Origin of the sequence: Bacillus sp. H1a, assembly GCF_000633475.1 — a bacterium.
In the GTDB taxonomy this organism is placed as follows: Bacteria; Bacillota; Bacilli; order Bacillales; family Bacillaceae_G; genus Bacillus_A; species Bacillus_A paramycoides.
This window is the reverse complement of sequence record NZ_AYMH01000073.1, coordinates 26,646-47,083: the sequence shown is the minus strand read 5'-3', so window position 1 is coordinate 47,083 and position 20,438 is coordinate 26,646. Positions and strand designations below refer to the sequence as shown.

At 34.5% G+C, this 20,438-nt stretch carries 24 protein-coding genes, 1 pseudogene and 1 riboswitch; of the genes and pseudogenes, 13 read left to right on the top strand and 12 right to left on the bottom strand.

Features of this window, described 5'->3' with window-relative positions:
* Nucleotides 1–74: 74 nt before the first annotated feature.
* A complete protein-coding gene (locus tag U860_RS36115) occupies nucleotides 75–209 on the bottom strand; it encodes an RAxF-45 family protein (protein WP_002139888.1) in 135 nt (44 codons plus the stop codon).
* Nucleotides 210–628: 419 nt separating this feature from the next.
* On the opposite strand from U860_RS36115, the gene U860_RS35435 reads away from it, so the two are divergent.
* Nucleotides 629–757, top strand: a complete 129-nt coding sequence (locus U860_RS35435; RefSeq protein WP_002175366.1) for a hypothetical protein — start codon at nucleotides 629–631, stop codon at nucleotides 755–757.
* A 21-nt stretch (nucleotides 758–778) separates the two neighbouring features.
* On the top strand, nucleotides 779–1,663 hold the full coding sequence (locus tag U860_RS0127820) for a DUF4931 domain-containing protein (protein ID WP_002175367.1): 885 nt from the start codon (nucleotides 779–781) through the stop codon (nucleotides 1,661–1,663).
* A gap of 34 nt (nucleotides 1,664–1,697) precedes the next feature.
* Here U860_RS0127820 and U860_RS0127815 read toward each other — a convergent pair whose 3' ends face one another.
* Nucleotides 1,698–2,231, bottom strand: a complete 534-nt coding sequence (locus U860_RS0127815; protein ID WP_025151075.1) for a transglycosylase SLT domain-containing protein — start codon at nucleotides 2,229–2,231, stop codon at nucleotides 1,698–1,700.
* Nucleotides 2,232–2,478: 247 nt separating this feature from the next.
* On the opposite strand from U860_RS0127815, the gene U860_RS0127810 reads away from it, so the two are divergent.
* On the top strand, nucleotides 2,479–4,128 hold the full coding sequence (locus U860_RS0127810) for a polysaccharide deacetylase family protein (protein ID WP_025151074.1): 1,650 nt from the start codon (nucleotides 2,479–2,481) through the stop codon (nucleotides 4,126–4,128).
* Nucleotides 4,129–4,162: 34 nt separating this feature from the next.
* Here U860_RS0127810 and U860_RS0127805 read toward each other — a convergent pair whose 3' ends face one another.
* The 5 genes from U860_RS0127805 to U860_RS0127780 all read right to left on the bottom strand — a co-directional run bounded on the left by U860_RS0127805 (nucleotide 4,163) and on the right by U860_RS0127780 (nucleotide 8,591).
* Nucleotides 4,163–4,933, bottom strand: a complete 771-nt coding sequence (locus U860_RS0127805) for a TatD family hydrolase (RefSeq protein WP_025151073.1) — start codon at nucleotides 4,931–4,933, stop codon at nucleotides 4,163–4,165.
* Between the two features lie 746 nt (nucleotides 4,934–5,679).
* Complete coding sequence (locus U860_RS0127795) at nucleotides 5,680–6,036, bottom strand: YxeA family protein (protein ID WP_025151072.1); 357 nt, start codon at nucleotides 6,034–6,036, stop codon at nucleotides 5,680–5,682.
* A gap of 130 nt (nucleotides 6,037–6,166) precedes the next feature.
* On the bottom strand, nucleotides 6,167–7,003 hold the full coding sequence (locus U860_RS0127790) for a YitT family protein (RefSeq protein ID WP_025151071.1): 837 nt from the start codon (nucleotides 7,001–7,003) through the stop codon (nucleotides 6,167–6,169).
* 117 nt (nucleotides 7,004–7,120) lie between these two features.
* Nucleotides 7,121–7,450: a PH domain-containing protein gene (locus tag U860_RS0127785; RefSeq protein ID WP_025151070.1), complete on the bottom strand. Its 330-nt coding sequence runs from the start codon at nucleotides 7,448–7,450 to the stop codon at nucleotides 7,121–7,123.
* Between the two features lie 163 nt (nucleotides 7,451–7,613).
* The gene (locus U860_RS0127780; protein ID WP_025151069.1) at nucleotides 7,614–8,591 is read right to left on the bottom strand and encodes a LacI family DNA-binding transcriptional regulator; all 978 of its coding nucleotides are present in this window, start codon (nucleotides 8,589–8,591) and stop codon (nucleotides 7,614–7,616) included.
* A gap of 305 nt (nucleotides 8,592–8,896) precedes the next feature.
* Here U860_RS0127780 and U860_RS35430 point away from each other — a divergent pair, with 305 nt between their 5' ends.
* Nucleotides 8,897–8,992, top strand: coding sequence for a DUF3948 family protein (locus tag U860_RS35430; RefSeq protein ID WP_002124767.1), 96 nt, complete (start codon nucleotides 8,897–8,899; stop codon nucleotides 8,990–8,992).
* A gap of 77 nt (nucleotides 8,993–9,069) precedes the next feature.
* Here U860_RS35430 and U860_RS0127765 read toward each other — a convergent pair whose 3' ends face one another.
* Nucleotides 9,070–9,669, bottom strand: coding sequence for a lysophospholipid acyltransferase family protein (locus U860_RS0127765; protein WP_002175384.1), 600 nt, complete (start codon nucleotides 9,667–9,669; stop codon nucleotides 9,070–9,072).
* A 336-nt stretch (nucleotides 9,670–10,005) separates the two neighbouring features.
* Here U860_RS0127765 and U860_RS34425 point away from each other — a divergent pair, with 336 nt between their 5' ends.
* Entirely contained in the window at nucleotides 10,006–10,101 is a 96-nt protein-coding gene (locus U860_RS34425; RefSeq protein WP_081806955.1) for a DUF3948 family protein, read from the top strand.
* A 60-nt stretch (nucleotides 10,102–10,161) separates the two neighbouring features.
* Here the strand turns inward: U860_RS34425 and U860_RS32130 are convergent, their stop codons facing one another.
* Both U860_RS32130 and U860_RS0127745 read right to left on the bottom strand, forming a co-directional pair.
* Nucleotides 10,162–10,302, bottom strand: coding sequence for a YrzO family protein (locus tag U860_RS32130; protein ID WP_002175385.1), 141 nt, complete (start codon nucleotides 10,300–10,302; stop codon nucleotides 10,162–10,164).
* A 21-nt stretch (nucleotides 10,303–10,323) separates the two neighbouring features.
* Complete coding sequence (locus tag U860_RS0127745; protein WP_025151068.1) at nucleotides 10,324–11,292, bottom strand: DMT family transporter; 969 nt, start codon at nucleotides 11,290–11,292, stop codon at nucleotides 10,324–10,326.
* A gap of 127 nt (nucleotides 11,293–11,419) precedes the next feature.
* On the opposite strand from U860_RS0127745, the gene U860_RS0127740 reads away from it, so the two are divergent.
* Both U860_RS0127740 and U860_RS34415 read left to right on the top strand, forming a co-directional pair.
* Entirely contained in the window at nucleotides 11,420–12,286 is an 867-nt protein-coding gene (locus U860_RS0127740) for a LysR family transcriptional regulator (RefSeq protein ID WP_025151067.1), read from the top strand.
* Nucleotides 12,287–12,541: 255 nt separating this feature from the next.
* Complete coding sequence (locus tag U860_RS34415; protein WP_002091422.1) at nucleotides 12,542–12,643, top strand: DUF3948 family protein; 102 nt, start codon at nucleotides 12,542–12,544, stop codon at nucleotides 12,641–12,643.
* A gap of 65 nt (nucleotides 12,644–12,708) precedes the next feature.
* Here U860_RS34415 and U860_RS0127725 read toward each other — a convergent pair whose 3' ends face one another.
* Nucleotides 12,709–13,656, bottom strand: a complete 948-nt coding sequence (locus U860_RS0127725; RefSeq protein WP_025151066.1) for a helix-turn-helix transcriptional regulator — start codon at nucleotides 13,654–13,656, stop codon at nucleotides 12,709–12,711.
* Nucleotides 13,657–13,788: 132 nt separating this feature from the next.
* Here U860_RS0127725 and modA point away from each other — a divergent pair, with 132 nt between their 5' ends.
* The 3 genes from modA (at nucleotide 13,789) to U860_RS0127710 (ending at nucleotide 16,428) form a co-directional block, all read left to right on the top strand.
* Nucleotides 13,789–14,595 (top strand): molybdate ABC transporter substrate-binding protein, encoded by an 807-nt coding sequence (gene modA / locus U860_RS0127720; RefSeq protein ID WP_025151065.1) that lies wholly within the window; start codon nucleotides 13,789–13,791, stop codon nucleotides 14,593–14,595.
* A 5-nt stretch (nucleotides 14,596–14,600) separates the two neighbouring features.
* Entirely contained in the window at nucleotides 14,601–15,275 is a 675-nt protein-coding gene (gene modB, locus U860_RS0127715) for a molybdate ABC transporter permease subunit (RefSeq protein ID WP_025151064.1), read from the top strand.
* Nucleotides 15,276–15,576: 301 nt separating this feature from the next.
* Complete coding sequence (locus tag U860_RS0127710; protein ID WP_002175392.1) at nucleotides 15,577–16,428, top strand: GRP family sugar transporter; 852 nt, start codon at nucleotides 15,577–15,579, stop codon at nucleotides 16,426–16,428.
* Between the two features lie 66 nt (nucleotides 16,429–16,494).
* On the opposite strand, the pseudogene pnuC reads toward U860_RS0127710, so the two are convergent.
* Nucleotides 16,495–16,689 (bottom strand): annotated as a pseudogene (pnuC, locus tag U860_RS34410) (nicotinamide riboside transporter PnuC); the annotation flags it as partial.
* 80 nt (nucleotides 16,690–16,769) lie between these two features.
* On the opposite strand from pnuC, the gene proC reads away from it, so the two are divergent.
* The 3 genes from proC to U860_RS0127695 all read left to right on the top strand — a co-directional run bounded on the left by proC (nucleotide 16,770) and on the right by U860_RS0127695 (nucleotide 20,438).
* On the top strand, nucleotides 16,770–17,573 hold the full coding sequence (gene proC, locus U860_RS0127705; RefSeq protein ID WP_025151063.1) for a pyrroline-5-carboxylate reductase: 804 nt from the start codon (nucleotides 16,770–16,772) through the stop codon (nucleotides 17,571–17,573).
* A 1-nt stretch (nucleotide 17,574) separates the two neighbouring features.
* Nucleotides 17,575–18,408, top strand: coding sequence for an aldo/keto reductase (locus tag U860_RS0127700; protein ID WP_025151062.1), 834 nt, complete (start codon nucleotides 17,575–17,577; stop codon nucleotides 18,406–18,408).
* Between the two features lie 150 nt (nucleotides 18,409–18,558).
* A riboswitch (SAM riboswitch) is annotated at nucleotides 18,559–18,663 on the top strand.
* Nucleotides 18,664–18,797: 134 nt separating this feature from the next.
* Nucleotides 18,798–20,438, top strand: coding sequence for a peptide ABC transporter substrate-binding protein (locus tag U860_RS0127695; protein ID WP_025151061.1), 1,641 nt, complete (start codon nucleotides 18,798–18,800; stop codon nucleotides 20,436–20,438).

Sequence of the window (20,438 nt, the reverse complement as noted above, 5' to 3'; positions counted from 1 at the left end):
GGTTTTTGGCATAGAAAAAGGAAGCTAAATAGCTCCCTTTTCACACGTTTTATCAAAAATGGGTGAAGAGATTTCTATCGTTCAATAGCTACTATGCAATTGTTAAAAAAGGGCATACGTATCCCGTTAACAACTACATCATGAAAAATCGCACGACAAATATAGATATAATCTAAAAATTTTGCGCGCGTAGCTAAAGAACATTTCATCTCATTCACTCCTTTCGTACGGAATTTAATACTTACTTCTTTATTATACTTTCCCATTTCATGTTTGAATAGTCATTTTTCTGAAAATAATGAAGATAGACTAAACATTTCAATAAGTGACATCAAATCTTACAAGACTGTTATGTTCACGTAATGGAAAGCGATAGTACGAAAAGATGCCTCCCTATACAATAAAGATGTAAACAAGAGAGACAAATAAAGGAGGAAACAATCATGATGAAAGAAATCGTAAAAGCAATCTTTGAGGTATTAGTGAACGGACAAGCAGTTGTAAAAGAACTAAACGAACTATAAAAAGGAGTGAAGAGATATGATGAACATGGTAAAAATGATCTTGCATGCTTTAGTTGATGCGAAAGCAGTTAGCCAAGAATTAAATGAACAATAAAAAGGGGTATATGAATATGAAGAAAGCCATTATTGTAATCGCAAGTACAGCAATTGCTTTATACACAATGAAAAATAGAAAAAAGAAACAAAATGAAAATACTCTATATTATCCATACACATTATTAAAGAAAAAATAAAAGACAAGGTACCCTATTGTAATGAGGATATCTTGTCTTTTATTTTTTGCTCTGTTTCCTTTAAAGGATTTCCCCCTCCCTTTCCCGAATGTATTAGACGGCAGTTTTACACACATTTTAAAGGGGTATAGAGAAATGGATACACAACAACTTTATTTTTTGAATGATATCGGCAAACAAAAACCAGAAAGCATTCGTAACAGAAGCGCTGCTTGTCCTTTTTGCGACAGAGAAAATTTAACTGATATTTTAGCAACCGAGGGCTCTATTATTTGGTTAAAAAATAAATTCCCTACATTAAAAGATACATTTCAAACTGTGCTAATCGAAACCGATAATTGTGATGATCATATCGCAACATATACAGAAGAACATATGAGATCACTAATTCGTTTCTCCATTAAACATTGGTTAGACTTACAGGAAAGTAATGAATTCACATCCGTTATTTTATATAAAAATCACGGCCCATTTTCAGGCGGAAGTTTGCATCATGCACATATGCAAATCATCGGAATGAAATATGTAGACTATCTAGAAAACGTAGAAAAGGAAAATTTCCAAGGGGTAATTGTACAAAAAAACGAGCGCATTGAACTTAATATTTCAGAGCGTCCCATTATCGGTTTTACTGAATTTAACATCATCATTGAAGATATTTCATTTATAGATGAAATGGCAAATTACATTCAGCAAACTGTATGTTACATATTAACAGATTTCCATAAAGGGTGTAGTAGTTATAATTTATTCTTCTATCACCTGAATGGAAAAATCATTTGTAAAGTTGTTCCCAGGTTTGTAGTTTCACCATTGTATGTAGGATATAAAATACCGCAAGTTTCTACAAAACTTGAAAATGTGAAAATACAACTATCGCAGTATTTCACAAGACAAAAGGATTAAACTATTCAAAAAAAACAGAGTAGGTATAGAAAACCTACTCTTTTATTACGCCTTTATTTCGATAGTATACATCCTCTAATCCGACGTTATACTTCATATTGTTATCCGTCCACTCTGGTCCTAAATTCCCTGGCCATCCAGATGTATTCGCTATATATTTTAGTAATGCAAAATCAGTCAAACCTTTTTGCACCCCACGTTTGTACCCTTTCATTAAATGCGGCATTGCAATTTGTGCATTTGTACGTGGATCTTTCAACTCTTCATCTGTTAAATGATCTGGCGCAAGCCCACCACCGCGATGTAATTGAAACAATCCAAATGAAGTCCCGTTATCTCCAACGCTTCTTGGATTTAACCTACTTTCATGTTCGGCAATTGTAAGAGGTATCCATTCCGGAAGATTTACTTTCTTTGCTTCCTCTATAATGATCTGTTTCATCTGTTTTGCTTCCTCTGAATCAACATAGCTTGTCTCATTCATTAGCTTACCCATTCCTTCAGACTTACCTTGGAAATATAAATATACTCCAAGAACAACTAAAAATCCTACAAAGAATTTCTTCACTACCTCTACCTCTTTCTCCGCTGAAATTTGTCCCCTTTCAGCCTTCCCTTTACAATTACCCACACTCTATCACTCTCTTACTCTTTAATCATAGCAAATAATTGTACATATTATCATCATGCTTTAGACCGATTTTGTGAAAAAACATATGATAAATACGTGCAAAAATGTAACTTACATAGACGATAATTATTTTTTTGTATATAATTGTAAATTGAATTACATATATAGAATAGGAGCATACAACATGAAAAAATGCCTAATATTCTTGTTCAGCATTTTACTACTCATCCCTATACACACCTCTGCACAAACGTCATCAAAACCAAAAGTACTTATTTTGTATAGTACAGAAGACGATAAAATTACAAATAATATACAAATCCTTAATACTCAGTTAGGACATTTTACAAATGATATAACAGTAAAAAATTTGAAGGAAGTAAAGGAAGGTACCGAATCATCACCTTATACACATATTGTTTATATCGGAGAGAAAAAAGAAGATTTTTCTATTGCAGCAAAACAATTTCTAGAAAATTTCTCAGGTCCAGTATTAGTTTTAGGACAAAATGTTGAACAATTATCTAATCGTTTTTCTTTCATTACATTGAGAAATGATGATGTACGGGTTAATAAAATTGAATATCCAGCACATAAGCTGAAAAACACATTAGAAGAAGAACGGTTAATTCAAACGCTTGATACAAATGGAACAGTTCTTGCTAATGCTTTTAGTTCAAATGGAACCCACCCATTAATCATTCAGCAAGGAACATCTTATTATGTTGCAACTCCAAACCTTTTTAATTGGATGTCTCATTACGTCGGTGAAATGTTATTTTCTTATTTCGGACAAAAACCTGAAACAAATAAAACTTCAGCTTATTTACGTCTTGAAGACGTTCATCCAGCTGTAGATGTAAAGCAATTAAAGGAAATCGCTGAATTACTAAAAGAGAAGAAACTCCCATATATGATTACTGTTATCCCTGTTTACAAAGATCCAGACACAGGAAAAACAGTACATTTAAAAGATAACTCTGATTTAATCGATGTTTTACAATTTATGCAAGACAATGGTGGCTCTATCGTTATGCATGGTTACACCCATCAATTTTATGATAGTGAAACTGGAGAAGGTTTTGAATTTTGGGATGTAAAAACTGATCAACCAATTCGGCAACCGAACCATGGAAAGCCAAAAACAAAAGACGATTTTCAATCTACAGAGGACTATAATAAATACGTAGAAAACGGAAAAGCTTTTGAAGAAAAGTATATTAAAGAGCATATTGAAAAAGGGATTACAGAGCTTGTAGAAGCTAAATTGTATCCAGTTGCTTTTGAAGCTCCACACTATACAATGTCTCAAAAAGGATACGAGATACTTTCTCAATATTTCTCTACTTATGTGGGACAACTACAACTAAACGATACAACTTGGAAATCTATGCATTCACCAGCTTATACGAGTACACCGTCATTTTTACATGGGATGAAATTAATGCCTGAAACGGTTGGATTTATTGAAGAAGGTAAGCCACAAGATATTGATAAAATGAAAGAACGTGCTTTATCTATCACTAAACTATCCGATGGAATTATCGGCGCATTTTATCATCCTTACTTAGGTGTTCAACCATTAAAAGAAGTATTAAAGGAACTTGAAAGCATTCCAAACGTAGAGTGGATTGATTTACAAAAAGAAACGAATGAAGTAAAAATGAAGGATATTCATATTACTACTAATAAAGACGGTATTCACGTCGACAAGCCAACCACTACAGATGACGTAATTGATTATATAAAACAATATGGATTCTTCCTTATACTTGGGTTCATTATCATCGTCTTTATTTTATTATTAAAACGCGCGAAAAAATTAGAGTCATAATAAAAACACCAAGCAAATGCTTGGTGTTTTTTTATTATGACTCACTAACTCTATAAAATTGCACCGTATTCTCATATATTTGCTCAGTAACTTTCTCTACTGATATTTTTTTTATTATACTAATTTCTTGTAATACATCTTTTATCATATAAGGATGTGTCATCGTATCCTCCTGAAATTCCCACGGTCCATCTGTTTCTACCATCATATATTCAAGCGGATAATACGAAACGATTTTTCTAATTTTCTCTTTATGTAAAACATCCGGTGTGATAGAAATATAGTAACCGTTCCCCATCATCCGTTTCATCGTTTCTTCACTTCCTTTAAACCAATGGAAGTGTGCACGTGAAACCTTATATTCTTCAAGTAAATCGCATACAATGTCAGCATCTTCATAAACTGCGTGCAAAATAATCGGCAAATCATACTCACTAGCTAGTTCTATAAATCTTTTCAATACGGCTATGTATGAATTTACAGTAATATCTTCATCTTCTTTCTTTAAATAATATGGGAGTCCCACTTCACCAATCGCAATGATTTCCTCAACATGAGCTTCAATTAATTTAAATATACGCTCACATTCTTCTTTATGAACCGGTTGCTCCGGATGAAATCCTATCGCCGGGTATATAAAGGGATACTTCTTTGCTAATGATAAAATTTCCTTACATGATTGATAATTCATAGATACTGCAACAAGCCCCTTTATCTCTTTACTATTCCCCACATCTTTAAGTAATCTGCTTTTCTCTTCATCTTTGTATTGATCAACATGTATATGACTATCAATCCATTTCATCTTTATGCCCCCATAAAAAAAACAAGAAAGGATTTCCCTTCTTGTTTTTCATCTATATTATTTAACAACTAAGTTTGTTATTATATCAAATAATCCAATACACACTACGGCAACAGTAAAGTAGCTACAGAAATCTTTAATTGGAAACTTCACTACTTCTTCTTTACGCATCCCATTTTTCTCCCTTCTTACTATATCCCTAATTATTTTATCTATTTGTATCTATTATGCAAAAAATATGACAAAATTACTATCGAATTAACTTACGTAAACCTTACAATATTGTAAGGTTTAAAAAAAGGGCCTCATCTTAAGCTAAGATGAGGGCTATTCAAAGTTAGTTGGTTTTTCGTTCTTCATTAACATTACAAAACAGAAAGTAAAAAATTAAAACTTTATATTTGCATTATATTTAGTTTACTAACATCTAACTATCGAATTACATTACAGGAGGCTTACATGTTTGTAAGATATGTGTAATGTAATTCGATAGTTCTTCTTACGTATATTTCGTAAAATAAAGTTAGAAAGCGAACCAAATAAGAAGAGCACTCACATAACCAAATTACATTGCTAGTAGCCTACTCTTCTTATATCTTTCACTTATGCTACTTCAGTGTGTCCCCTTCCCCTTTATATAAAAAATGCCCTAGTTTATATGAACTAGGGCATTTTTTTACGTACAACAATATACCCCCACCTAGTATTTTGCCTTTCGACAAAAAAATAGATGGGGGTATATTTTGCTATCTCATCGCCAAAAGCTTGCTCTTCGCATTTATTGGAATGCTTGCAGTCTCAATCTCTTCAATCGGCTCACCATAGCGACCTTTCGCAAAAACTCTTAACGCCTCGTCTGTCTTTAGCATATGTTTCACTGTTTTCTTTATTTTTTGTTCTCTTCCACGTTCATCAAATGCAATAAATTCATATTCATACCATTCATCACCAACGTGCTGACCAATCGTATTTACAATTGTATAGTACTCTTTCGTCGTATAAAGCGGATTATATTTATCAATAACTGGTCCAAGTTTCGTAGGTAATAACAATACCACTATCGCTATCATCGCTATTACAGTAGTAATCATTTTTTTCTTCATAATATTGATCTTCCTCCTCTGCAGGATACTTATACATCCATTCTAAAGAGCAGGAAATGAGTCTACCATTCAATCCCCTTACATTTTTGTAAGAATAAAAAAAAGATGAACGAATTTTCTCGCTCATCTTCTAACTCGCTTTAAAGCCACCGCCAAGTACATCGCGTACATCGTGAATGACAACGAAGGCATCTTCATCGACTCGACTAATAACTTGCTTTAACTTAACAAGCTCTTGCTTATTAATAACAACATACAATACTTCTTTATTTTTACCAGTATATCCGCCGCGCCCCTCTAACACAGTAACACCGCGTGTCATGTTGTTCGTAATGGTCTCGCGAATTAAGTCTGGTTGATTCGAAATAATCGTAACAGCCGTTTTTGTATCCATACCTTCTACAATGAAATCAATCACTTTCGCTCCGATGAATACAGCAACAAGTGTATACATTGCCTTTTCTTGTCCTATTATAAATACAGAACCAGCAATTACAACGATATCAATAATAAGCACACCTTTCCCAACGCTCCAACCTAAATATTGGTTTGCTAACCGTGCTAAAATTGCTGATCCTCCTGATGTACCTCCAGCTTTGAACATACATCCTAATCCGATACCTACAAATACACCAGCAAATAAAGCTGCTAATAATGTATCACCATTTACTTGATACTGAATGTGCTCTGTAACATATAAAAACAAAGATGTTTCCACAATACCTATAATTGTGTAAATCATCGTTTTCTTATCAAAAAATTTATAACCTACAGCTAATAAAATTGCATTCAAACCAAAATTTACAATTCCTGGTGACCAATCAAATAAATAATAAGTAACAACCGTTAGACCGATGATTCCGCCTTCTGATAAACGGTTTGGAATTGCGAAGTAATTAATACCAATTGCAAATAGTAATGAACCGATTGTAATTAATGCGATTTCCTTCACACGTTGATTAACCATAGTTCATACCTCCCCCCATTTGACATTGTATCACTATCTCCTAGAGGTTTAGAAGTGGTTTTTATTACGCATTTTTTCTCATAATGACCATGACATTATGTTTAAACAAGGGGGTGATTAATTATTCATATTTGCTCTAACTGTACGAACAAATCGCTCCACGTTCCCTTTCTGAATATACTTAGCTCTAACCATTTCATGATTACAAGTAAATTCGAAACATGGACGGAAATCTATGTCATCTATATGCAAATACGAATACTCTTCAAATATTGCAGGATAGCACGGAAATTTCCCGTAAAAAAGGAGACGTCTAGTAGTGGCTGCGAAAATCCCATGTCGGTAGGCTAAAGCGAAATCACCCTTCTCAAATATCCCTACCACAAAAGCTAAAATCTTTTCGTCATCCTCTACATATTTTTTCATACTCGATAAAAGCTCATTCATGCATATTCCTCCAAATTCTATTCATTGTTTTAAACACTTGAAAAGAATCCATGGATTATTACAGACCGGTTTAACTCTTTTATAAAGTATGAAACGCGTTTCCTGTCAAAGGCATTTCAAAAAAAATAATCCGTTATGCGATTATACACATAACGGATTCCAGCTAAACGGTTGAGCGTTCCACAAGTTCATACGGAATTTCCACCTTTTCTTGTTTAGAACTCTCGTCGCTCACTTGCCGATAAAACATTTCAAAAGCTGTTTTACCTATCTCCTTTAAATTTTGATCAATAGTTGTTAATTGTAGCACTTGTGAGATCGGCTGATTATCAAAGCCAATAATCGCTAAATCTTCAGGAACTTTTATACCTAACTTTTCAACTTCTGTCATGATTCCAATAGCAACTTCATCTCCTGCTACTATTAATGCTTCAGGGCGACTCTTCATCTCCTTTAACCTATGAGCCACTCTTACACCATCTTCCAATGTAAAGCATTCTGTAAAAATCCATTCTTCAATGACTTCCTCATCTATGGATTGCAATTGCTGTTTATAAACATCAAAACGCTTTTGACTACTCGGCCCTAACTTTCTTCCCGTGCAATAACCAATTTTTTTATAACTTTTCTCAATAAGATAATTCATTCCTAATTGAAAAGCTGCCGAATGATTTGTATATACACTTGAGATATTCGGAATATCATTATCTTCACAGGCAATAATTGTCCCATAAGAAGCATAGGGCTCGATCGTTTCCCAATCATTTGCACGCGAACAAATAATAAGACCATCTAATTGCTTTGTTTTCAACATATGTAAACTTTTCATTTCTTCTTTTTTGTTGTAATTCGTTTGGCAAAGAAGCACTCGATAATTGCGAGCCAATGCGACCTCCATCATTCCACCCACCATCGCATCAAAACATGGGTGATTAATATAAGGTAAAATCACACCAACAATATTCGTTTTCCCTTTTGATAAATGGACAGCATTTGCATTTTGTGAGTAATTCAATTTCTCAACTATTTCTAAAACAACTTTCCTTTTTTCTTCGCTTACATATGGATGATCATTTAACACCCTTGAAACAGTCGTAACTGAAACCCCAGCCATCTTTGCAATATCTTTAATATTAGCCATACACTCACCTCTACTTTTAACTTAATGAATCCCATGAACATATGTCAAATCTTCTAATCATTACACCTCCATTCGTTTTTCTTACAAAAGTGTAATTTTCCTGTAAGCTAATTCGATAGTGACTCTCCGTAATATTTCATACAATTAAGTCAGAAACAGGGCAACAACCATTTGAAAAGGAGCGGATCTATATGATGAACAAAATGAAAACGAACAATTTCTTAAATACAATGGGCATGGTATTATCCACTCTTATCGATGCAAAATCTGTTGCTTCTACATTAAACAAGTAAGGAGAATTCACAATGAATAACATGACTTTTAACAAATTAGATTTTTTAGGACTAGCTAGCGGCTCGATTCTTCTTACTGCTTTCATTTACGCTGCTACGCTTATATAATTTTGTGTCCCCTTTCCCCTTTATATAAATAGTAATAGAAAAGACGACCGTCTATGCCCGGTCGTCTTTTCTTATTTTTAATTTGTCTGCAAAATTCCCTTTAGTTCTTCAAACTTTTCATTTAATTGATCTGTCATCATTTTCATAGCTGTTTTTCGATCCACTTGTTCTCCAGCATCGATTTGAATTGGGTCCCCAAAAACTAATCGCGCTTTTTTTCCTTTTATCAATTCTTTTACACTCGATGGACCAATATAAGCTGCTGGTACTAACGGGACGTTAGAACGCATTGCAATTGTAACAGCACCAGCTTTTAATGAAACGTCTTCTGATGACCTCGTCCCACTTGGAAAAATCCCTACTACTTTTCCTTCTTTTAATAAACGAGAGGGGATTTTTAGTGTACTTGGCCCTGGATTCGCACGATCTACGGGGAACGCATTTACATTTTTAAAAAACCAATTTTTGAATTTACCTTCAAACAATTCTTTTTTTGCCATGTAATGAATTTGGGTTGGATACATTCCTGCCGCTAACATTAGAACATCCATAAAACTTGTATGTGTGCAAGCAACAACATAAGGGCCACCTTCGGGTAATTTCTCTCTCCCTTGTACTTCTACTTTCCCAGCCATTTTAAATATATATTTCAACGAAAATGTAATTGGTTTATACATTTGTTTCGTTCCTTTCTGAACATCCGAAGTATAATCGTTTTCTTACAACGATTATAACACTAAGTTATAGTAGTTGGTAATAAAATTAAGTATTAATTGTTAAATTTCAATTCTTACAAAAGTGTAATTTTCTTGTAAGCTAATTCGATAGTGACTCCCTTCAATATCTTATATGATTAAGTCAGAAAGTAACAACAACCATTTGAAAAGGAGCGGATCTATATGATGAACAAAGTGAAAATAAATAATTTCTTAAATACAATGGGCATGGTATTATCCGCTCTTATCGATGCAAAAACTGTTGCTACTACATTAAACAAGTAAGGAGAATTTATAATGAATAACATGACTTTTAACAAATCAGATTTTTTAGGACTAGCTAGCGGCTCGATTCTTCTTACTGCTTTCATCTACGCTGCTACGACCCTATAACTTTGTGTCCCCTTTCCCCTTTATATAGAAGAAGACGACCGTCTATGCCCGGTCGTCTTCTTAAATTTTTCTTTCCTTTAATTCTTTTAGAAGCTGTATCAGTTCAGCTTGTTGTTTTATCTTCTTACGGCCATTTCGATTAATTGCTGCAAGCTCGCAAGCAACTCCAACGGCAAAGAAAAATACTAAACTTTCTAACATGTAAAATCCTCCAATTGCCTATTAAACGGCTTGGCGTAATTGCTCTTCTTGTAAAACTTGCTTACTTATATTTTCTTCTTTTCTTTGACAAACGTTATTACGAATAAGCGCTGTAATAACAAGTAATGTTCCTACAATATCAAACATTGTTATTTTATATCCTTGCATCATCATAATAACTAACGTAGTAATTGGCACAAAATTAATAAATAAAATCCCATTAATTGATGATAAGATTTTCACACCGTAGTTCCAAGCAAGTAGCGCTACAATACCTGGTAACGTCATCATAAATAACAAATCATATTTCACAATAGAAATCGTTCCCATGCTTGGAACTGATACATATCCAAGTGCCGTAATGATTATTGTTATAACCCCTGTAACTGCTGTCCCAAATACACAAGTTAATGTTGAGTAACGTAATGTTGACCAATCGCTACACGTTTGACCACCCATCGTATAAATAACCCATCCTACAACACCAATAAATATGAATGCTAGTGAAAACATGTTATCTTTCAATGTTAAAAAGAAACTCATGTCACCTTTGGTAATAACAAATATAGCCCCTATAAACGCGATAATCATGCTCGTTATCATATACTTTTTCGGTTTTATATGCTTGTATCCCCATAAAATACAAATTGAAATCATCGGCATAAGTGCTTCCATAATAGAAGCTACCATTACACCTGGCTTTCCCATTAACATTTGTCCTAGAAAAACTAATACATTATATACAGTAAACGCCATTGTTCCAAAAAAGACGAGTAACTTCCCTCTTCCTTCTAAGCAAAATGATTTCTTTCCTTCTTTCAGCAGCAATAATGCAATCAGTACAATTGCTACCGCCCCATAACGAATAGATGAAAAATAAAATGGATCTATGTATTCTAGTGCGTGATCAGCAACAGGAAACATCGCTCCCCATGACATACTCGCAATTAAACATGCTAAAGCACCTATTATCATTTGACCTTTTCTCACCACAATCCCCCGCTTCTTTCTTTTTGCACAAAGAGAATTGTAAAAGAAAAAATATATCACGTAAAATGATTCAAAATGATGTTAACTATCATTTATAATGATAGTTAACATCAAGGAGGAGCATAAAATGGAATTACGAGACTTACAAATCTTCCAGAGCGTTGCTGATCGCGGTAGTGTAAGTGGCGCAGCAAAAGAATTAAATTACGTACAATCAAATGTAACAGCACGTATTAAACAGTTAGAAAACGAATTAAAAACACCGCTCTTTTATCGCCATAAACGAGGCATGACTTTAACAGCTGAAGGAAGAAAAACGCTTGTTTATGTTAATAAAATTTTGCAAGATGTTGAAGAGCTAAAACAAGTATTTTTAGACAGTGAAACACCATCTGGTATATTAAAAATCGGTACAGTCGAAACAGTCAGTACATTGCCTACCATCTTATCTTCTTACTATAAAAGCTACCCAAATGTCGATTTATCATTACAAGCTGGTCTAACGGAAGAACTTATTAGAGAAGTACTCGATCATCAATTAGATGGTGCCTTTATATCAGGTCCTATTAAACATCCACTAATTGAACAATACGATGTTAGTACCGAGAAATTAATGCTTATTACACAAAATAAAGCTTTTCATATAGAAGAATTTACTACGACGCCCCTACTCGTTTTTAATCAAGGATGTGGATACCGTTCCAAGCTAGAACGATGGCTTAAAGATGAAGGTTTGCTGCCAAAAAGGATTATGGAATTTAACATATTAGAAACAATATTAAATAGTGTGGCGCTCGGTCTTGGGATTACACTTGTCCCCCAATCTGCGGTGCAGCACCTTTCTACAGCAGGTAAAGTACATTGCCATCCAATTCCCGAAAAATACGGCAGTATTTCAACTGTTTTCATACGCCGTAAAGATAGCTACATGACCAATTCGATGCGTAGCTTTTTAAAAACAATTACGGAGCACCATCATATCAATATGCTTTAAAAGACATTCTTACACGAATGTCTTTTTTTCTTACAAAAGTGTAATCCTCTCGTAAGCTAATTCGATAGTTGCAACTACCTATATTTCATATAATTAAGACAGAAAGCAGGGCAACAACAATTCGAAAAGGAGCGGATACACATGATGAACAAAATGAAATCAAACAAATTTTTTAACACAATGGGCATGGTGCTATCCGCACTTGTCGATGCAAAGGCTGTTGCAACTACATTAAACAAATAAGGAGAGATTATGATGAACAACATTACTTTCAACAAATCAGATTTTATCGGACTTGCAAGTGGAGCAGCTCTTCTTACGGCTTTCATTTACACACTTGCTCAAAGTCTCGTTTAACAATTTATTTCCCCAAACCCCTTTATATATAGAAAAAGCTGCTCGTCTTATAGACAAGCAGCTTTTTAGTTTGTTTCATATATAATTTGGCCTGTTTTGCTTATATCATATCCACCAATTGCTTTTAATTCATTATGAAACTCTTCAGATTGCAAAACTTCTTTCATAACCTCAATAAGTTCCTCATTTTCTTTATTCTTCAGAAGTACTAAATCATATTGTTCTTTCCTTATCGGAATAAAGTCTACGTTTACAATTTGCGAAAACTTTTCTGATCCTACTCCAACATCAGCCTTTCCATTCGCAACTTGCGAGGCAACACCAAGGTGATTTGATTCTCCCCATTCATATCCGCTAATATCTTCTTTATTTAATTTTTGAATTCGCAATTGCTCATCCACTAACACCCTAATACCAGAACCTTTTTCTCGATTTACAAATCGTATAGATGACTGAGATAAATCAGCCCATGTTTTTATATTTTTGGGATTTCCTTTTTGCACATAAAACCCAACATTTCTTGCTAATAAATTAATCATAATACATGGTTGTCCAACTAAAATACGTTTTACGTAAGGAACATTATATGTACCCGTTTCACCATCAAACAAATGCAAACTAACGACGCTTCCTTCTCCTTGGTACATCTTCACTAAACTCGTTAAACTACCTTGATACGCCCTTAATATATTAGAATTTGGCAAACGATTTTCTATATGTTTTGCCAGCATATCTAACGTTAGTTCTTGACCACTAATGATGCGTGTATTCGAACTACTAATTTCGTCCTTCTTTACAGGAGTAACTTGTACCTTACCTGTTTTCATTTGCTTTATATATTGTTCTAGATCCGCTGCATCAATGCGCATTTGTCTACCAACCCTATAAGAAGGGAGTTCGCCCTTTTTAATTAAGTCGTATACAGTTAATTTTGATACTTTTAATCGCTTTGCTACTTCTTCCGTTGTGTAGGAATGATGATCCATAGACGATTCCTCACTTTCTCCCTTCATTGTAACAAAGAAAAGAATATTTCTCCTAGTTTTTAAAAACAATCACATATTTCTAAATATGTTCAATTATAACTATTTATAATTAAATATAATTAGTTATAATTAATATGGTAAACGAAAGGGGATTTTTTTATGAACAAATTCACATTACGATCCATTGGGGTACTTATACTTTCTTTTCTTCTTATATTCAGTGCAGCTTGTTCAAGCGGAGAAAAGAAAGAAAGATCAGTTGCTAAAGAAGGAAAAACAGTAGAGCTTACTATATCAGCTGCTGCAAGTTTACAAGATGCATTAAAAGAAATTGAAAAGCAATATAAAGAGAAAGAACCAACTATTAAGCTTTCTTTTAACTTCGGTGCTTCCGGTGCACTTCAACAACAAATTGAACAAGGTGCGCCTGCTGATTTATTCTTCTCTGCAGCAGAAGATAAATTCCAAACCCTCGTTAAAAAAGGAGTCATTAATGAAAAAGAAGGAAAAAATCTTCTTGGAAACGAACTAGTTCTAGTCGTTCCTAAAAATAGTTCTCTTACAAAATTTCAAGATTTAAAAGATGAGAAAATCAAAAAATTAGCACTCGGTACACCCGAATCTGTACCTGCAGGAAAATATGCAAAAGCTTCTCTCACACATGAAAATCTTTGGAATGACGTTCAAAATAAAATCGTATTTACAAAAGATGTTCGCCAAGTGTTAACATATGTAGAAACAGGTAATGTTGATGCCGGTATCGTATACAAAACAGACGCTCTCGTTTCAGACAAAGTAAAAATTGGAGAGGCGGCAGCAGCTGATTCCCATGAGCCAATCCACTATCCTTTAGGTGTTATAAAGGAATCTAAGCATAAGAAAGAGGCGACTTCATTCTATGAGTATTTGCAGTCAAAAGATGCACAATCTATCTTTAAGAAATACGGATTTACAATCCTGCCATAATTACTATGAGCTTTGATACAATTTTGTCACCTGTCTTTCTATCCTTACGAGTAGCTGCATGCGCCACCGTTATCGTTACGATTTTGGGAACGATTATTGGACGGGCGTTAGCACGCTCCTCGTGGCGATATAAAGTACTACTAGAAACCATCTTTTTATTACCGATGGTACTTCCACCAACTGTTATCGGCTTTTTTCTCATTATCATTTTTGGAAATAACAGTCCCATTGGAAAGTGGATTGAATCATTATTTCAGCAGTCCATTATGTTTACATCTACTGCTGCTATCATTGCTTCTACAGTCGTTGCATTTCCGCTCATGTATCAATCAGCAAAAACAGGATTTTCTATCGCAAATGTACAAATTGAAGATGGCGCGCGCGACCTTGGTGCAAGTGAGTATCAAGTTTTTCTACACGTTACACTCCCGCTTGCATTCCCCGCACTACTTAGCGGTATGATTTTAAGCTTTGTTCGCGCACTCGGTGAATTTGGTGCCACTTTAATGTTTGCAGGAAATATACCAGGCAAAACACAAACGATTCCAACGGCAATTTATATGGCTATCGATGCAAGTAATATGCAACTCGCTTGGACACTTGTCATCATAACGATTAGCATGTCACTTCTATTTTTATTATGTATTCAACTCATTAATAAGCGAATTACCACTTCCTAAAGCAGCTTTCGACAAAGGCTGCTTCTTTATTTCCTAAGAAATAAAATATATCGCTATAAAATAACTGAATCTTATTTTTTATTAAAATATACATTCTATTTGAATTTACTTTCTAAAATAGTCAATTTCCTGTTATTATATGGAGGTGTTTCAAAAAATGAAGAAATGAAAACGCATTTATATCGTAAGTTCTTCATCCTGTTTTAGCGATCGGTAATCTTCTACTCTATTAGTGGGGCATTACCGATCGTTAGAACGATATGTAATTATATTGGTATAGAAAACCGAAGGGAGTCTTGTAATGGACATTTTATTAGCGCTTCTTCCTGCAATCGCATGGGGAAACATCTTATTAGTAAGCGTAAAAATGGGCGGTGGTGCATATAGCCAAACGGTAGGTATGACAATCGGTGCTCTATTCTTCGCAACAATTATGTATGTATTTACTCAACCAGCTTTAACAATGACAATCTTGATTGTTGGTTTTATTTCAGGTTTATTCTGGGCTTTAGGACAAGTAAACCAATTAAAAACAGTTGAAAAACTAGGTGTTTCAACTACTGTAACTATTTCCACTGGTATGCAACTTGTTGCAACTTCTATCTTTGGAGTTATCGCTTTTCGTGAGTGGACTACTACTACAACGATTGTTCTGGGAACGATTGCAATCCTATTAATCGTAGTTGGTGTTGTATTCACATCACTAGATGATAAAGAAAATGCACAGCCACCAGGACAATTGAAAAAGGGACTTCTTACTTTAATTGTTTCTACTTTCGGCTATCTTGTATATGTAATTATTATTCGTTGGTATAACATTGATGGTTGGTCTGCTATTTTACCACAGGCAGTTGGTATGTTTGTTGGTGCAGTTGTACTGACATCTAAACATAAACCATTTAACAAATACGCAATTCGTAATGCTTTATCTGGTTTACTATGGGGAACAGGAAACTTATTCTTACTTCTTTCACTACCACGTGTCGGAGTAGCAACAAGCTTCCCATTATCTCAAACTGGAATCGTTATCTCAACATTTGGTGCAATTGTCTTCTTAGGTGAAAAGAAAACAAAACGTCAATTGATCTTTATTGCACTAGGTAGTGTTTTAATTATCGGCGGCGCCGTATTACTTGGTATGACGAAATCATAAATTTATACTATATTTAAACCCCCTGAAGCGTATATGCTTCAGGGGGTTTTTTATTGCAATTATTTTTTAAATATAATTATTTATATGATTTTGTTTTTTATAGTTTCTCTTCCATTCTAGCAAGCCATCAATACATAAAAACAGATTAATAACAGATAATATTAGCATGACGTATAAGCCAGTTGAAATATAAATCACAATGCTAACTATGTTATACAAAATCCATAAATGCCAATTTTCTAAGATTTTTCGGCTTAGCAAAAGCCTTTTCTTTTTACAAGAAGCTCTTAAAAATGGTATCGTTTTTTATAACATTTTCTCATTAGAAAGGAATAAAGGATATGCCTAATAAACATCGAATTTTATTTATTGGTGCCGGCCGTATGGCAGAGGCTATATTTTCCGGATTACTCAAAACTAGTAAAGAATACATCGAAGAAATTATCGTTTCCAACCGAAGCAATGTAGAAAAACTAACGCAATTACAAACTCAATATGATATATCGATTACAACGGATTGGAAGCAGCATATTAAATCTGTAGATACAATTGTTTTAGCAATGCCGCCTGCTGCACATGAACAGTTATTAAAGGAGTTATTTCCTCTTCTAACCGACCAATTTGTCGTAACAGTTGCTGCTGGAATCGGACCATCTTACCTAGAAGAAAGACTTCCTCAAGGGACACCTGTTGCCTGGATTATGCCAAATACAGCTGCTGAAATTGGAAAGTCTATCTCCTTATATACGACGGGACATTCCGTAGATGAAACACATCAAGAAACGTTACAACTTCTTTTAAAAGGCATCGGTACCTCGCAATCTTGTACCGAAGAGGAAGTTCACCAACTTACCGCAGTTACTGGTAGTGCACCTGCTTTTCTCTACCACTTTGCTGAAGGGTTAATTGAAGCAACGAAAAGCTATGGAATTGATGAGGAAACAGCGAAACACCTTGTCATTCAAATGATTGCTGGCTCTGCCGCTATGCTCCAGCAAAATCAGGATCCAGCTGTGCTCCGCGAACAAGTAACAACACCTGGAGGTTCAACCGCCGAAGGCTTAAAAGTTCTATATGAAAATAATTTTTCAGAGGTCATTCAACAAGCAATTGAAGCAACCAATAAAAAAGCTAGGGGGAATTAATATGACTTTAATAAGTTTAAACGACTACACAACATTACATAATGGCGTGAAAATGCCTTGGTTCGGTTTAGGTGTTTTTAAAGTAGAAGACGGTACAGAAGTAATTAATTCTGTAAAAGCAGCTATAAAAAATGGATACCGTAGCATCGATACTGCTGCGATATATAAAAATGAAGAAGGCGTTGGTCAAGCAATTCGCGAATCTGGCATCCCTCGTGAAGAACTATTCATCACTTCAAAAGTGTGGAATAGTGATCAAGGTTACGAGTCAACATTACAAGCATTTGAAACTACATTAGAAAAATTAGGTCTAGAATATTTAGATTTATACTTAGTACATTGGCCTGTAAAAGGAAAGTACACTGAATCATGGAAAGCTTTAGAGAAGCTTTATAAAGATGGTCGTGTTCGTGCTATCGGTGTGAGTAATTTCCATATTCACCACCTGCAAGACGTATTTGAAATTGCAGAAATTAAGCCAATGGTTAACCAAGTAGAATACCATCCACGTTTAGCGCAAGAAGAATTGCATACTTTCTGTAAAGAGCATGGTATTCAGCTTGAAGCTTGGTCACCATTAATGCAGGGACAACTACTGGATAATCCAACATTACAAGAAATTGCTGCAAAATATAACAAATCAACTGCACAAGTGATTTTACGTTGGGATCTACAAAATGCAGTTGTAACAATTCCTAAGTCTATTAAAGAACACCGTATTATTGAAAATGCGAATATCTTCGATTTCGAATTAAGCACTGATGATATGAAGGCAATTCAAGCTTTAAACGAAAATCATCGCGTTGGTCCAGACCCAGATAACTTTAACTTCTAAATAGGAGAACCACTGTACATATGCAGTGGTTCTTTTTTAAAAACTGAAAATTTAAACTATTTTACATTCAATTGACACTTCATTCTCTAAGGTGTAAGATTTTGAATTATCAAAGAAACAAAAAAATGAATATAGTCAATTTGTTTACTCATTGTATCAAGAGAGGTGGAGGGACTGGCCCTTTGAAACCTCGGCAACAGGTTCATTTTGAATACTGTGCCACTTCCTGCAAGCTTTATGCTTGAAAGATAGAATGAGGGACTTCGTTTATATACGGGTGCATAACTTGTACGTAAAAATCCCTCTTTCTCAATACGAAAAGAGGGATTTTTTATTTTTCATTCCCTCATCATCATCCAATCTTATTAATTATTTAGGAGGAAAATCAAATGAAAAAGAAGTTTGTACCCGGTATTGCATCAGTTGTAGGAGTAAGTATTTTATTAACTGGTTGCGGTAGTTATAAAAACGAAGCGAGCGGAGCAAATGCAAAAGATGAGGCACCTAGTAAGCAAGTTTTAAACTTATCTTCCCCTACCGAGATTCGAACAATGGATACGGCTCGTGCTACTGATACTGATTCTGGTCAAGTAATGAGAAACGTATTTGAAGGTTTATATAATCTTGGTGAAGGTAATAAACCTGTTCCTGGTGTTGCAAAATCTCATGAAGTAAGTGGTGATAAAACGAAATACACATTCCATTTACGAGATTCAAAATGGTCGAACGGCACACCTGTAACAGCGAAAGATTTTGTCTTCGCTTGGCAAAGAGCTGTCGATCCAGCAACAGCCTCTGAATATGCTTTTTTATTCTTTGATATTAAAAACGCTAAAAAAATTAACAGCAAAGAGCTTCCAGCCGATCAACTTGGTGTAAAAGCAGTTGATGACCATACATTTGAAGTAGAATTAGAGCGTCCTGTTCCATACTTTATTAGCTTAACGGCGTTCCCAACATTTCTACCAATCAACGAGGAATTCTTTAAATCACAAGGTGATAAGTATGCTTTAGAAGATAATAACATCTTGTACAACGGAGCTTTTACACTAAGCGATTGGAAGCATGAACAAAGCTTTAAATTTAAGAAAAACCCTACTTATTGGGATAAAGATAATGTCAAACTCGAAGAAATCAATTTCAACGTTGTGAAAGAAAAATCAACGGAAGTAAATTTATTCGAATCGAAACAATTAGACCGCATAAAATTAACATCTGATTTCGTTGATAAGTATAAAAAGGATGGAAACTTTAAAGAACGTCCAAACGTAGGTGTACAATTTTTACGTATGAATCAACAAAACAAAGTACTTCAAAACGTCTCTGCACGTCAAGCAATTGCTCAAACAATTGATCGGAAATCCTTTGTAAATACGTTATTAAATGATGGCTCTATACCAGCTTATAGTCTCATTCCGAAAAATTTTGCAAAAGGTCCCGATGGAACAGACTTCCGTGCTGCAAACGGCGATTTAACAAAAATCGATACAAAATCTGCACAAGAATTATGGAAAAAGGCAAAACAAGAACTTGGATCTGAAAAAATAACATTAGAACTATTAACAAGTGATGGTGACCTTGAGAAGAAAACAGGGGAATTTTTAAAAGGACAATTAGAAAAAAACCTAGATGGCTTAACGATTAATATAAAACCTCAGCCGCGTAAGCAGCAGGTTTCATTATTATTGAAAGGTGAATATGAAATTGGAATTGACGGTTGGAGCCCTGACTTTGCTGATCCAATTACATTCCTTGAACTATTTACAACAAATAATCCTTACAATTTAGATCATTACTCTAATAAAGAGTTTGATGACACAATTGAGAAAGTCAAAACTACTTTAGCTGGTGATGAAAAAGCCCGCTTTGAAGCATTACTAGCATCAGAGAAAATATTATTTAAAGACTCTGTTATCGCTCCTCTCTATCAAAAAGGAGAATCTTATCTTGAACGTTCTTATGTAAAAGGAATTGTGCAAGTTGACTTTGCAGGCCAGTTAAACTTCAAGTGGGCAAAAATCGAAAAATAA

Bases quoted from the DNA above. Each gene is read 5' to 3' on its own strand.
- U860_RS34415 (WP_002091422.1), top strand. From the start codon at position 12,542: ATGAACAACATTACTTTCAACAAATCAGATTTTATCGGACTTGCAAGT.
- modA (WP_025151065.1), top strand. From the start codon at position 13,789: ATGAACAAATTCACATTACGATCCATTGGGGTACTTATACTTTCTTTT.
- U860_RS0127710 (WP_002175392.1), top strand. From the start codon at position 15,577: ATGGACATTTTATTAGCGCTTCTTCCTGCAATCGCATGGGGAAACATC.
- U860_RS0127695 (WP_025151061.1), top strand. From the start codon at position 18,798: ATGAAAAAGAAGTTTGTACCCGGTATTGCATCAGTTGTAGGAGTAAGT.
- U860_RS0127700 (WP_025151062.1), top strand. From the start codon at position 17,575: ATGACTTTAATAAGTTTAAACGACTACACAACATTACATAATGGCGTG.
- modB (WP_025151064.1), top strand. From the start codon at position 14,601: ATGAGCTTTGATACAATTTTGTCACCTGTCTTTCTATCCTTACGAGTA.
- U860_RS35435 (WP_002175366.1), top strand. From the start codon at position 629: ATGAATATGAAGAAAGCCATTATTGTAATCGCAAGTACAGCAATTGCT.
- U860_RS32130 (WP_002175385.1), bottom strand. From the start codon at position 10,302: ATGTTAGAAAGTTTAGTATTTTTCTTTGCCGTTGGAGTTGCTTGCGAG.
- proC (WP_025151063.1), top strand. From the start codon at position 16,770: ATGCCTAATAAACATCGAATTTTATTTATTGGTGCCGGCCGTATGGCA.
- U860_RS36115 (WP_002139888.1), bottom strand. From the start codon at position 209: ATGAAATGTTCTTTAGCTACGCGCGCAAAATTTTTAGATTATATCTAT.
- U860_RS0127725 (WP_025151066.1), bottom strand. From the start codon at position 13,656: ATGAAGGGAGAAAGTGAGGAATCGTCTATGGATCATCATTCCTACACA.
- U860_RS35430 (WP_002124767.1), top strand. From the start codon at position 8,897: ATGAATAACATGACTTTTAACAAATTAGATTTTTTAGGACTAGCTAGC.
- U860_RS0127765 (WP_002175384.1), bottom strand. From the start codon at position 9,669: ATGTATAAACCAATTACATTTTCGTTGAAATATATATTTAAAATGGCT.
- U860_RS0127820 (WP_002175367.1), top strand. From the start codon at position 779: ATGAGGATATCTTGTCTTTTATTTTTTGCTCTGTTTCCTTTAAAGGAT.
- U860_RS0127785 (WP_025151070.1), bottom strand. From the start codon at position 7,450: ATGAATGAGCTTTTATCGAGTATGAAAAAATATGTAGAGGATGACGAA.
- U860_RS0127740 (WP_025151067.1), top strand. From the start codon at position 11,420: ATGGAATTACGAGACTTACAAATCTTCCAGAGCGTTGCTGATCGCGGT.
- U860_RS0127780 (WP_025151069.1), bottom strand. From the start codon at position 8,591: ATGGCTAATATTAAAGATATTGCAAAGATGGCTGGGGTTTCAGTTACG.
- U860_RS0127805 (WP_025151073.1), bottom strand. From the start codon at position 4,933: ATGAAATGGATTGATAGTCATATACATGTTGATCAATACAAAGATGAA.
- U860_RS0127810 (WP_025151074.1), top strand. From the start codon at position 2,479: ATGAAAAAATGCCTAATATTCTTGTTCAGCATTTTACTACTCATCCCT.
- U860_RS0127790 (WP_025151071.1), bottom strand. From the start codon at position 7,003: ATGGTTAATCAACGTGTGAAGGAAATCGCATTAATTACAATCGGTTCA.
- U860_RS34425 (WP_081806955.1), top strand. From the start codon at position 10,006: ATGAATAACATGACTTTTAACAAATCAGATTTTTTAGGACTAGCTAGC.
- U860_RS0127795 (WP_025151072.1), bottom strand. From the start codon at position 6,036: ATGAAGAAAAAAATGATTACTACTGTAATAGCGATGATAGCGATAGTG.